This window comes from Flavobacterium pectinovorum, assembly GCF_022802975.1.
Lineage (GTDB): Bacteria > Bacteroidota > Bacteroidia > Flavobacteriales > Flavobacteriaceae > Flavobacterium > Flavobacterium pectinovorum_B.
On record NZ_JAFEVZ010000001.1, the window covers coordinates 584,299 to 597,314 of the forward strand.

The 13,016-nt window shown below is 29.0% G+C and carries 12 protein-coding genes; 5 read left to right on the forward strand and 7 right to left on the reverse strand.

Going from position 1 to position 13,016, the window contains the following annotated elements:
- Positions 1-24: 24 nt before the first annotated feature.
- Genes FLV_RS02375 through dndC form a run of 3 tightly spaced genes read right to left on the reverse strand, consistent with a single transcriptional unit; the run spans position 25 to position 3,858 of the window.
- The gene (locus tag FLV_RS02375) at positions 25-414 is read right to left on the reverse strand and encodes a DndE family protein (RefSeq protein ID WP_243230458.1); all 390 of its coding nucleotides are present in this window, start codon (positions 412-414) and stop codon (positions 25-27) included.
- Positions 398-2,497, reverse strand: a complete 2,100-nt coding sequence (gene dndD / locus FLV_RS02380; RefSeq protein ID WP_243230460.1) for a DNA sulfur modification protein DndD — start codon at positions 2,495-2,497, stop codon at positions 398-400. Before dndD ends, FLV_RS02375 begins: the two co-directional genes overlap by 17 nt.
- Positions 2,494-3,858, reverse strand: coding sequence for a DNA phosphorothioation system sulfurtransferase DndC (gene dndC, locus FLV_RS02385; RefSeq protein ID WP_243230462.1), 1,365 nt, complete (start codon positions 3,856-3,858; stop codon positions 2,494-2,496). Before dndC ends, dndD begins: the two co-directional genes overlap by 4 nt.
- A gap of 457 nt (positions 3,859-4,315) precedes the next feature.
- On the opposite strand from dndC, the gene FLV_RS02390 reads away from it, so the two are divergent.
- On the forward strand, positions 4,316-4,648 hold the full coding sequence (locus FLV_RS02390) for a hypothetical protein (protein WP_243230463.1): 333 nt from the start codon (positions 4,316-4,318) through the stop codon (positions 4,646-4,648).
- A 399-nt stretch (positions 4,649-5,047) separates the two neighbouring features.
- Here FLV_RS02390 and FLV_RS02395 read toward each other — a convergent pair whose 3' ends face one another.
- Positions 5,048-6,433: a hypothetical protein gene (locus tag FLV_RS02395; RefSeq protein ID WP_243230464.1), complete on the reverse strand. Its 1,386-nt coding sequence runs from the start codon at positions 6,431-6,433 to the stop codon at positions 5,048-5,050.
- 12 nt (positions 6,434-6,445) lie between these two features.
- The gene (locus FLV_RS02400; RefSeq protein ID WP_243230465.1) at positions 6,446-7,369 is read right to left on the reverse strand and encodes a serine protease; all 924 of its coding nucleotides are present in this window, start codon (positions 7,367-7,369) and stop codon (positions 6,446-6,448) included.
- 879 nt (positions 7,370-8,248) lie between these two features.
- Here FLV_RS02400 and FLV_RS02405 point away from each other — a divergent pair.
- From FLV_RS02405 to FLV_RS02420, 4 genes are all read left to right on the forward strand, one after another.
- Positions 8,249-8,722, forward strand: coding sequence for a hypothetical protein (locus FLV_RS02405; RefSeq protein ID WP_243230466.1), 474 nt, complete (start codon positions 8,249-8,251; stop codon positions 8,720-8,722).
- A gap of 13 nt (positions 8,723-8,735) precedes the next feature.
- Entirely contained in the window at positions 8,736-9,338 is a 603-nt protein-coding gene (locus FLV_RS02410; protein WP_243230467.1) for a hypothetical protein, read from the forward strand.
- Positions 9,339-9,770: 432 nt separating this feature from the next.
- Entirely contained in the window at positions 9,771-10,238 is a 468-nt protein-coding gene (locus tag FLV_RS02415) for an N-acetyltransferase (protein ID WP_243230468.1), read from the forward strand.
- Complete coding sequence (locus FLV_RS02420) at positions 10,231-10,779, forward strand: hypothetical protein (protein WP_243230469.1); 549 nt, start codon at positions 10,231-10,233, stop codon at positions 10,777-10,779. The genes FLV_RS02415 and FLV_RS02420 overlap by 8 nt, the downstream gene beginning before the upstream one ends.
- A gap of 141 nt (positions 10,780-10,920) precedes the next feature.
- On the opposite strand, the gene FLV_RS02425 is transcribed toward FLV_RS02420, so the two are convergent.
- Positions 10,921-11,097: a histone H1 gene (locus FLV_RS02425; protein ID WP_243230470.1), complete on the reverse strand. Its 177-nt coding sequence runs from the start codon at positions 11,095-11,097 to the stop codon at positions 10,921-10,923.
- A gap of 86 nt (positions 11,098-11,183) precedes the next feature.
- Positions 11,184-12,860: an AraC family transcriptional regulator gene (locus FLV_RS02430; protein ID WP_243230472.1), complete on the reverse strand. Its 1,677-nt coding sequence runs from the start codon at positions 12,858-12,860 to the stop codon at positions 11,184-11,186.
- Positions 12,861-13,016 lie beyond the last annotated feature (156 nt).

Here is a 13,016-nt window from a genome sequence, read left to right on the forward strand (position 1 = left end):
ATACTTACGATCTTATAAGTGTTTTTAATTGCTTAAATTAAAGGATATTTTTTCGACTAAAAAATCAAAACCGTCTATATTATTTCGATTACTGATTTCGAGGTTTAAAAGTTGTAAACCATCATCTACATGCATTTTAATGTAGCGACTAATATCTTTGTCTGTTTTGTATAGACCATAGTGAACACAAAGCAACCCAAGATAAATATCATAATAATCTCCAAAAAGAACTGATTTGGAATATTCTTTACCACCAGAATCCTTGATATCATTTAAGTCTAATTTTTTATCTTGAGACAAAGAATAAGTGTAGGCTATTCTTGCAATTACATTTTCGGTTCCTAAACCTAGTTTACGAGTTAGCAAGGCAACTACTTCTTTATTATCTTTACTTGTTTTAATTTGCGTAAACATCTTGCTCTTGTTTTAAATGTGTAAATAATTGGTCAACAGGGTAAGGTTTAAAGCTAGAACCATTATTGTTGTTTTCGATGACAAAAACTTTATTTACATTTGGTTTTAAATAGTCATATTCCAATTCAGATAGTTCTTTTTCTAATAAAGGAAACAATACAACTTGCTCAGAAATAGCCGGATAAAATTCTTTAATAATATTTTTAGAATGGTATTTATCAAACTTTTGTAATGGGCTATCAATAAATACTGGAAATTTAATACCAGATTCATCGACTAAAGCTTTTAATAGAGCTGTGGCATATAATTGCTGCTCGCCTTTTGATAGAGAATCTTTGTCTATTACATCATCGTTTTTATCCAATAAATCAATATCCATAACATCATCGACTACATTTACTCGAACATTGTAAATGAAGTCATTTTTGTGCATGATTTTTCTAAGACCAAGCATAATAGATTTTTGCAACGAATATTTTTTATCCTCTTTTATTTTTTTGATAATCTCATTAATTTTTATCAGTAACTTTTCTGTTACTACAAATTTCTTTTGGTCAGTTTCAGCTAATTTAAAATTCTTTTCGTATTCTGATAATACTTTTCTTGTTGAAGCTAATCGACTATTTAAACTATCATATTCCTCAATCAATTTTCCCTTGTCAAGGGTTAATATAGTTATTCTATTTTCGGTTTCAGTTTTTTCTTCGCGTAACTTTTTAGCCAAAGGATTATCTTTTCTAGCTTCTGCTTGCTTAATTTGGTTGTACACTTTAAAAAGTAAAATTCTATTGTTTTTTTCTTCTTGTACTACAGAATTAAATTGGCTTGAAAATGTCCCTTTGATATTATTGAAAACTGCATCAAAGCTTCTAAATTGTTCTGTTGTATAATCTAAAAGTATTATGTCTGATGTATCATGACTTTTTAAGGATTCTTTCTCTGAGATAGTTTTTTTAATAATGTCTTCTACACTGGATTTAGCCTTTATATCTAAGTTTAAAGTTTCCAATTTTTTCAATAAAGTAGCGGTAAATGAATTCAATTCTTTAACCAACGTTACTTTGTCCAGAGAAGTATTATTAGCATTTTGCTCACTAATTAATTGTTCTTTTAATTGTACTAATTTCTTTCCTGCAATAACTAATGGTGCAATATCCATTAGTTTTTTTAGTTTATTTTTAATCTCGGTGGATTCTTCTTTTAAGATATTTCTTTCAGATTTCATTTTTTGAAGTTCCTCTAAAGTAACTCCATTTCCTTCACGTATTAACTTTTCTTGAATGCTATCACTAGTTATTTTATAACTCGAAATTTCACGATCAATATTGGCTTGCTTATCTTGATTAAAATCAATTAATTTAATTAATTCAGACTCTGTATCAGTTAGTTCGAAAAGTTTAGTTTGCTGAGCAGGAGAGGCTCCATCTCTGCGAAGTTTAGTTAGTAAGGTTTCCAGGTTCTTTTTTAAATCTTCATATTTTTTAATCCCTAAAACTTCTGAATACGCTTTGCTTAAATTTTTTAATTCAGATTTTGATTTAGCTTCCGCTAGTGAAACTATTTTTTCAGCATCAAAAAAGAAGAATTTAGCAATTTCACGAGGTAAAATAAAATCATTGATAAAAACTTCATAACCAACTTCTTTTGTTAGTTCGTTTTCTAAACCATCTATAAATATTTTTAATTCCTCTGAGTCGGATTTAAAATCATATGATCTTTTAATAACAACAGATTTGCATGGAATAAAAGGGATTAAAATGTCCTTTAATTCAATTTCTACTGAAAATACAGGGCTTGTTTTTTCATTATTTTCATAATCAGTCTTTACTGCTCTATTTAAAAGAGTCCTAATAAACTTATCATATCCACCAGAATTTTTGATGTCTTTCTTATACTTTTCCTCAACTTCACTCATCATCTTCCCGTAAAAAACCCAAATAAGAGAAGTTAAAAAAGTAGTTTTTCCAAAACCATTTTTACCAGCAATAATACTGATGTTTTTTGAAGAATTAGGAGTTAAAAGTATTTCATTTTCTCCTTTGTAAATTCTGAAATTCTGAAATTTTATTTTATTTATTTTCATAGTCCATTCTCATTTACAAAGCTTTCAATTCTTTTTTCAACATCATTGTGAAGGCCATATTTACTAATCATCAATGTTTTGGTTTCTTGCAAAGCAATTAGATTATCAATTAAATGATAATAATTAGGCTCATCTATACAAACTTCTTTTAAGATTCTACGTTCAGTATCATCAAGTGATTTGATATTGTTTGTACTTATTTCTTTATTGTAAATTTCCTTATACAAATCACCTACGGTATGATCAAAATAACCATCCCTATTCCAAGTAACTTGTATAGCAATCAACTCTTGGTTGTTAATTAAAGTTATGTGTGGTCTTTCTTTCTGAATTTCTTTTTGCACTAATAACAAATCTTTTAGAATTTGATATCTATACAAAGAAGTATATGTACCGTTATTTGTTCCGTCTTCTCGTACAGCAATTTGATTGTTTCTTCTCACATCCATTCTGTTTTCAGAGATGTTTCTTCCCTCAACTAATCTGTTTCTGAAAGCTAATAAAGGTTCCATCCAGTTTTGACCATTATCAACTAATGCTGTCATTGATTTGTCATTTTTTACTACAGTACAAGTCCAACATCCGAATCTGCTTTGTCCACATGAGTTATGCTCTTTGTTTACAACTACCGTTGGACATTCATAATCATCAGCGCTGGCATCAGCATATATTTTGAAAAGAATAGAATTATCAAAGCCCCACGGAGACTTTACTGCATTTATAACGTACCATACTTCTTCCAACATCAAATCTCTAATTGGAGGATATACATAAGTATTAGCAGTACTATTATGTTTTGATAATCGATTCCCTGTAACTTCATGCTTTTTCATTGATCGCTCTCTGGCAACACTTTCTTCATAACGGGTACCCAATAAAACAATTGCTTCTCCTTTTTCATCTATTTGCTCAAGTAAAAAAGAAGACGTTGGCTTTATTTTTAGTTTATCAGTACACCATCTAAATGCATTATTAGGAACAGGATATCCTTTACCAATTACGTTTGTCCAAAAAGTTTCTTCAAGTTTAGGAACAGTTTTCTTTACAAATATAGGTAGATCCTGATTTCTTGCTTCTTCTATAATTTTAGCTAAAACATCATCTACATAACTAGCTATAATTGGGTTTTCAACCATTGTGTCGTTACAAACAACATAAACAGGCCTTTTTAACTGAAATGGAAAAGGTAGATTTTCTCGGATTCTTTGTAAGGCAATCCAAACAAGAGTAAGTAAAACAGTGGAATCTTTTCCACCACTAAAACCAATAATCCAAGGTCTATCTGATTGATCTGCATATGTATACTGATCAATAATCTCATCTATTACAGCCTCAATTCTTTTGCTTCTTATCGGAGTCATTTTTATTTTTTAATTACCTTTAAAATTAAAGAATTTTAAAGTATCATTTGTGCAAATTTAGGCTTAATATAAACAATTTTAGTCTATTGTTTTGTTTTTATTTATATTTAGAAACCGTTACAATTTCTGACTTTTACTAACTTTCTAGATTTCTGAATGTTAAAAACTTAGTGTTATAAAACAGAAGTATTCTAGATTATGTCTTCTTTTAAAACAGATGTTTGCTCATGATGTAACTCTTCTCTTTTTATTGGGACAATTAAAGCTTCTTAAATAAAATTATATTGAAAAATATCTTGTTGCTTTTTAAATTAAAGTAAAAACAGGTATTTCTACCTAACTAATCTATTTCTTAATCAACTAATTTGTCCTTTAAATTCTACAATTACGGAAAACCGTAATAAATAGATTTTTCCACTTATTACTTTTATAAAAATTTAATTAAAAAAGATTAATTATGAAGAGATTTACTGTTAGAGTGCAACTACATAATAAAGAGGGTAAACAATATGAATTAGACTCTGAGACCTATAAAGTCTTACATGCTGAAATGGAAGATTTAGGTTTTACTAAAACAATACGATCAACTACAGGGAAAATCCATGATTTACCTTCAGCAGAATACAATTATATATCAAGCGATGATTCTATCACAAAACATGACATATTGGGAGCAGCTAAAGAAGCTGCTAAGGCTACTGGACAAATTTTTTCAATTTTAGTTAATCCTATTGCGGATGTTGGCAGATGCTGGTACAATCTTGATGAAACCGAAGAAAGTGAAGATTAGTTGGAATATGATGTAGTTTGCAATTCGTTTAAATAAGAAATTAAAATAATTGTCTGTTTTTTTCTACTAGAATGAAACATATTAAAAAAGGGCTGTTTTGTAAAACAGCCCTTCATATTAAGGTGATTTTTTTTTAGATTCCTCAATAGAACCTTTTCTAAGCGCTTTTAAAAGGTTTTCAATTTCTAATATTTATTACATGTTGTATCTCTGACAGTCTTAACACATTTTTCAATTAATGAATTTGATTCTGTTAGAAATGTTTCGATTTTCGTATTTATTTTGCTACTATTTTTTCTTAAATTCAGACCTATTTATACCAGAAGTTCCCCTTGTAAAATTCACTTTAGATTGAATATATTTTGGTTGATAATGTTAAAATAAATATTAATCAATTAATTAATTACCTTTTCCAAATAGCCCCTTTACGACCAGAAGATCGAGTTTGATACCGAAAGCTGGTTTAGTTTTCCACTTTTCATTTGTATAATAGTTAAATTGGTCTTCTGTTACAGGAGTGCTTCCGGATTCGAAATTCGGCATCTCAAACGTATTAACTTTTCGGTAATTCCATCCGTAGAATAAGGCAAACCCCCTTACAACCTCCCAGTTTATGCCTATAAATAGGTTTTCAAAAACCTTATCGTTAAGACCTACTCCAACAGTTGGGTAAAAACGTTCATAAATTTTATGGTCGTCAAGAAAATTACGTCCATTTAGTTTGTAGAAAGGTATCGTTTTTTTACCTAATAAGCTTTCTAATATTACAATAGGGGAATAGTAAAATGTTGCCATAATTGTTGCGACACCTTCTGATTTTCCGTCGTCGGTCACTTTTACTGTTTGAGTAAGCCCATCTGGAGAATTAATAAGACTATATGTAGGGTTTGCAAGCTCTGTTTTTACAAAACCAATATCAAAGGAGCCTTGATAAGTAGGGGTCATTTTTATGGTATAGTTTTCAATGACTGTTTTGGTAATAGTACTGTTTTGGTTTTGCACTGCAACAAGGTCAAAATCAATATTGTCCGTTGCTGTTGACAATAGGAATTTATCGTCACGTACAGTTTCATATTTGATGGCTCCATTTTCCTTAAATGTATTTGCTGCACCCGTATTCCTAAAATTAAGGGCATCATCAAAACTTCCCGATCGTTGTTTAATCGTATATATGGTTGGGTTGAGATCTTTTGAAGAATAAGGGGTTATAACATGTACTACATATTGTGCATTAGATATACCTTGCGGTATAGTGGTTAGAAGATTATTCCCTCTATAATCAATGTAAATATTTACCCGACCTTCTTTATCAATAATACCAAAAGGAGTTATAGTTAATTCTTTGGAAGTTTTGATATAGTTATACACATTATTGAGATAATCGTCAAAGTTAAAATTAGTATTTGTATTAGTATTTGTCTCCGTAGATTTTGTATTAGTTATAGTAAAAGCCCAGCTTTTACCTGTGGCAGTTGCACCATTCATAAGTTCTATAGTTACCTGCTTTTCAACAAGATTATCTGCGAAACTGACAGGATTTGGTAGATCTGCCTGAACTAATGATTTAGGCGTGCCATCTGGACCAGTTACTTTGAGGGAATGTCCGGTAGGTAATGTGTAATTCACAATTATAAATGAATTTATAACTTGTTTTTCGGTTTTAGGATTTTCCTGTGTACCAGCTTTCAAACTAGCGATATTGCCATCAATATTCGCTTGTATTATATCCTGTGCATTGGATATGGTAATGATAAGAAAAAATAAGATTGAGTAGAAGTGTTTCATAAAAATAGGTTTTTAGATTGGATAACATTTTAAGTATTCAAATATTTTATAGAATGGAATTATGTATGACGAGTAATCGTCAGCTCCTACTACAATCCCTACAACTGAATTTATATGGTCTACTACTAGCCCTCCAGAATCGCCAGGTTGAGTTACAACACCCTTAAGCTGAATAAGATTATTGATAGTGATGTTACAGCTTGGATTGTTGATGGACATTGATGTATCTTTTATGGTTGTTGAAACTCCATCATTATAAAATGAATAAATTGTTATCAATTTTCCTGAGGCATTAAGGGTTTTCTCTTTTCCCCATGGAATATTCACTAGATTTCCATTCGGTAGCCTATTTACTATATTTGAAGTTTTTGCAACCGAAATAAAAGCTATGTCGACATCATTATTTAACCTACCGATAGCAAAGCTTCCGTTAAGGGTGGATCCATCAGAGTCTTTAATACTAACATCAAGAGTATTGTTGTCATTTCTGTATAAAAACACACCTTGATTCATAAGTGTCTTAGCTGCAACATGATAATTTGTTACTGCATAAGAGTTGTTGAAAAAATCATTAACAAAAAGCCCCATACTCCCAAACTCATAGCTGTGTGCACTTTCAATCTCACTACCTATGAAAGACTGAAATCTAAATTCTCCAGTTTGGTGTATGTCTGTCTTTATGCGACGCTCAATACCGTCCGGAAAAAAAATATTAAAATAGTCTGGAATAATTTGACCTTCTTTAAGCTCAATTTTGTTCAGTTTGTTGACTACTTGGAACACTATGGCATATTGTATTTGCTTGTTGCCTTTTATGAACTTTTTGTCGATTCGTATACCAGAAATATTCTCACGATGCGGAGCTATAAGTTTCTCTGCCCATTCTGAAATATATTCCTGAAGAAAACGAACTTTTTTAGCAGTAGATAATATCATACATAATTTAGTTTTTAAATCAATACAAAGTTTTAATCAATAAATAATGAAATAATAATTGATGAAATAAATTATGTGAAACGGATTGATTTCTTCGTCCAAGTAACAAATCTCGCCATTTTTATTTATAAAATTCTAGGTAAAAATACCTGATTTAAGAGTTTTTTTAATTTAAAAGTATCAATGGATATCCGGTTTTTTAGATTACTCTTCCTTTCTCATTTGCGGAATCCAATCCTAATGTGTTTTTATAATATGTGGTGGGAATGTATCTGACCTTTGCATTTTTTTTAGAAAATCCAAATATGATGAAAATCTACTGGCTTTTAAAAATGGTATTTAAAGCAATGGAAAATGAAAAGTCCTTTTTTTAGCATTCTTGAAAACATATAAACACAGACAAACTTTCGTTATACATTAAACGCTGCTTGAACACCTTTGCTAATTAATAATTCAGATTCTTTTTTAAATGTTTTTGGTTTCTATTTATTTTTAATTAAAATGTTTTAAAACAGGTGTTTATACTTGCTTCTTGTTAACAAAAAATAATTTACTTAGTAAGATGGAAAATAGATTTATGAAGAATTTGTTAAAATTAAATAAAATAGAACTCCCTAAAATGATTTAGACTTTGAAACAGCTTACAAAGCCTAATATTCAACATCACAATCGTCGATAAAAATATTTTTTTTGGCGTTTTGGATTGTTTAAATTGTGAATAATAAATATTTTTTTAATGCTTTTCATCTCGACAGAAAAGCGAAACTGAATAAAAAAGTATAACATCTTTCTGCAATTATTTTGACAGCCTATTTTGTATGTAGATAAATTTTGTAACGTTTATATAGCATTAATTGTCACTTAATAACAAATAACACAATGAAAAAAATTAGTTGGAAAGTATTTGCCCCATGGTTTTTAACATTTGCCTGTACTGTAACGTTGATTATTATTGGCTTTTTTTTAGTAAATAATATCAATTGGTACAAAACAACAGTTTTTGACAAATCTATAATTGGGATAAATACTCCAGAATACAGATTCTACGCCTATCATTTGCATTTAAGTATGATTAAGCGATCAATTGGATTGTTTTCAGGTTTTTCAATTATGTTTCTTGGACTTGGAATAGCTTTTTATACACTAAAAGAAAACACAACAATTGATGGGCAAGCGAAAGGATTAAGTCTGAAATTAATTACTGCTTCACCAGGAATTATTGCATTAATTGTGGGTGCTTATCTCGTTGCATCAACAATTGATAGTAAAGACCATTTCCCTTCATATAATATTGAATCAATACAAAATGATACACCACTTGATACAGTTCATAAACCAAAGATCCCAACGTAAAAAATATTAAATCATGAAAAAACTATTCATTATTATTGTAATAATTTGTGCTGGAATATTTATTTCATTTCAAGAAAATACAAAAAACGAATTTTCAGAGCAAGAACTACAAACGACATGTCGAGTTTTAGCAAAGCTATCGGACGCATCAATTAATAAGAATAAAAAAGATAAGGTTCTTATATATTATAGTGCATATAAATCTATTAGAGAGGATTATACCTTTACTAATAATTGTGATGTTTATTTCAATGAGGTGAAATCTCAATATGGCTCTGGATTAGGAAGCTGGACAATTAAAACGGATTCTCCACCTATAAAAATAGTGGTTCCGGGTAGTGGTGGATTTACACATCATGAAATTGGATTGCTAGATAAAATAAAGGCCAACAAATTAGATGAAATAGATATAGAAAATGCTCTGCTATTAAAAGATATAAAAAATGGCGAAATAAAAACCGAGAATATAAAAAAAACAGATATTGATGAAATAAAAAAAATATTAAAGAATATGAATAACCTATATTTAGATAAAATTAATTCAGAGAAACTATATCAATTAAAAAAACCTACTTACAATTTGAACGACTTTAATAAAGCGGTTAATGATCAATAAATAAACGACTTCAATTGTATATTTCTTATTGAACTAAATAATAAGAAAAAAGACTGATTGTAAATTGTTAATCAAACAATAAAATCAAATACGTAACTAGACTAAAGAAAATGTTATTTGATGTAAATAATATTGAACTTCAATACAAAAATAACCCTGTTGTTTTTAGATTCTTTTATAAATAAAATAACCTCCAATTATTTGGAAGGCTTAAAGTAGGATGAATTACTTTTAGACTCCTCAATAGAAACTTTTCTAAACTCTTTTAAAAGTTTTTCAATTTCTAAAATTAGTTAATGTCATCTTAATACATATCATACAAGCATTACCACTTAAATTATAAGCAAATAAAAGTTGTCTTCGATTTTCCTAAAAACGTAAACTTAACAATAAATGTTTCCGGAATAAGTAAACTATTTGTAAATTTGTAAAATGACAATTCAAGAAACTTCTTCGGGGAAAATTTATAATGTAGAAATTCTGCCAGTAGAAGATATTGATTTTAAGTCTATAGATAAAAAACGCTATTTTTTCGATTGGAAGGCTGAAAAGAATTACGAAATCTATAAATTAAAAATTATCAATTCAAATGATATTTTAGGAATTATTTCCTTGGAAAGAATACCCGAGGAATGGAGGATCCATATTAGACTTCTAACGGTTTCATTAGAAAATAAAGGTGCGAATAAGAAATTTGATAATATTGCTGCAAACTTAATTGCCCATGCTGCGAAAATTGCAGTAGCAGAATATGCAGAGTTAGCCTGCGTATCACTGAAACCAAAAAGTAATATTGCCCAGCATTATATCGACAAATACAATATGAATATAACCGGAATGACTTTGAGTCTTGAGGTTCCAGAAATTTTAAACTTGATAAAAACATACGATAATGAATAAGAAAGTAAATATTGAAGATATTGAATTTGGAGTAGATTCAAGATACAAATCAAATTCAGAACGTGATACCGATGGAGCGGCTTTAATGGAAGCACGTTTACAACGAATTAAAAACTTACCCGTAGAACAGGTTATTCGTGCCAAACTATTACAATTAAAATTAAAAATGGAAGCTTATATAAGCAAACCGTCTTATGATAATCACCACTATTTTTCAGAATTCTTATCGGCATATATTGATACTATTTACAATAAGAGAAGCAGTTTCGCAAAAGATATTGATATAACTCCGGTAAGTTTAAGTCAAGTGATAAACAATCATAGAGCACCTAAAGAAGAATTTATTTTGAAGTTAATGATCCATTCTGAAAAAACATATGAGAATGTTTGTGAATTCCATAAAAAGACATGGTATCAAGTTTATTTTCATGAAAAAATTTGTGATACTATGTCAACACAAGATAAATGGAGACCAAAAATTGAGAAGCACGTAAAGTTTAGTGAATCTCTAAAGTTAGAAACTGTAGATAACAGCCGATAACCAAAACAGATAATAGAAATTACCTTTTTAAGTTCTAATTTGTTACTTTCATTAATATTAGAATCTCAGGGATTAAAATTACTTATTACAAAAAAGCCTTTCAGAAAATCTGAAAGGCTTTTTAAGTAAAGTAAGATTGAATTATTTTTTTGATTCTTCAATAGAAACTTTTCTAAACTCTTTTAAAAGTTTTTCAATCTCTAAAGATGATTTACGTGCTCGTGCTCCTGCTGCCTTTACACCTTTCTCAGATAAAGATTCAGATTCTGTTTTGAATATTTCAAGTTCGGTGTTGATTTTTACTAATAAATCTTTCATGCTATTTTTATATTAAATTAAGAAAGCAAAAATAGAATTTTGTTTTAGAGAGGCAACAATGACAGGTAAAATAATGTAATTTATTTTTACTCTGAACTTTTATTAATTTCCTCTACAAAATAGGAAGTAGGAAAGCCTGTTTTAGCATAAAAAGCCTGTGAAAATTTTTGGGTGGTGCTAAACCCTACCTCATCAGCCAATGCTGTATTATTATATTTTCTTATTTTTTTATCTTCTTTCATTAATGTGATCAGGTGATCAATTTTTAGATCACTGATGTATTTGACAAATTTTTTACCCCTATAATGATAAATAACTTTTGATAAATATTTTGGATTGCATCCAAACGCAGCTGCAAGTTTTATAGAATTGAGATCTTTTTCAAGATATTTCTTATCATGTTCAAATTTCTCCAATTTAATAAGTATCTCTGCAACCTTATCCTCACTTATCTCTTCAATACCTTTTGGAACTATATTAACTGCATCTTTGTAAGATATTTTGTTATTCTGCATATATTCCTCATACCTTAATTTATAAATGCTTTTGATCTTAAAATGTCTGTACACAAAAAATAATAAGACTATAAACATTGCTGTAATAACACCAATAAAGATTAAGTCATTATACTTTCTTTTATTAAACAAATTTTCAATTCTTTGCTTGTCTGCAAGCAATAATTTTGTATCGTAAATTTTTCGAACCCGACCTGAAAGATAGATGAACTTGTTGTCAAGTATACTATCTGCCTTTAGCAGTTTATCTGTATAATAAAGCTGCTTTTGAAAGTCTTTTTTTGATTTATAATATTTTAACAGTAATTCGTAGTTCTGCCTAAGATCGGGACGCATATAACCTTTAGAATCAAAAATCTTATCTACCTTAACAAAATAAGGAAGCGCCATTTCAGGTTTGTGAAGATTCCAGTAGCTTTTACCAATGTAAAAATATCCAACAGACTCATTGCCAAAATCTTTATTTTCCCTTATAGAGGGAATTGAATAATTAATTTTTTTTATAGCTTCAGCATAATTGTTTTTAAAGTACTGATTAATGCCTTCCGAGTGAATAAAATAATTTTGCATTTCAATATTAGAGAGTCTTACACCTTCTTCAATTCCTTTTTTATTTATCTCAGAACAAAATCCATAATTACCAATCCTATTATAACACAAACCAAGTAAATGCAATGAATTTAAGTAGGCTCTTGTATTTTCATCTTTATAATAATCAATACACTCAATAAACAAGGAAATTGCTTCATCATAAAATCCCAGAAAATATTTTATACTCGCAATATTATATTTAACCTTGTAGATTAAATACTTATCATTGGTCTTGGAAATAAAATCATCTGCTATGAGATAATTATCCAGAGCATTCTTATGTTCTTTCCTGGCATAGTAAACAATTCCTTTTGAAAGATAAGACGAACCAATAAGAGCATTATCAAGCGATTTTTTGGCTGCATAAATCATACTGTCTGCATATACTATTTTTAGCCTTTCTGGAGAATAGTGTAAATAGTTTTTATACCCATTTACAATTTCCTCGGAATTTTTTTCCCTTTTAGCCTTATTCAAAAAGTATTGAAGATAGTATAACTGTTTTATCTTATCATCAGCAGCATCCTCTATACGCTCAAACAAATAATCATAATCTTTTCTATTAAGCGTATCGGAAATTTTGGATTTAATTTCCTGCGGATAGATCTGATCTATTAAACAAAGAATTATTATTAATATATACTTTTTTATAATCATGTTAAATAAAAATTAGATTTTATTTGATGTGATATCTAGTTTTTGACAAAAATGCATTGTAATAATTTTTATCAATCAATTTTCAAAAAAAACAGCATCAAATTTAATTTAAATATTTAATAATCAGTGTGATGTATTTCACTAAATGCCTATGGA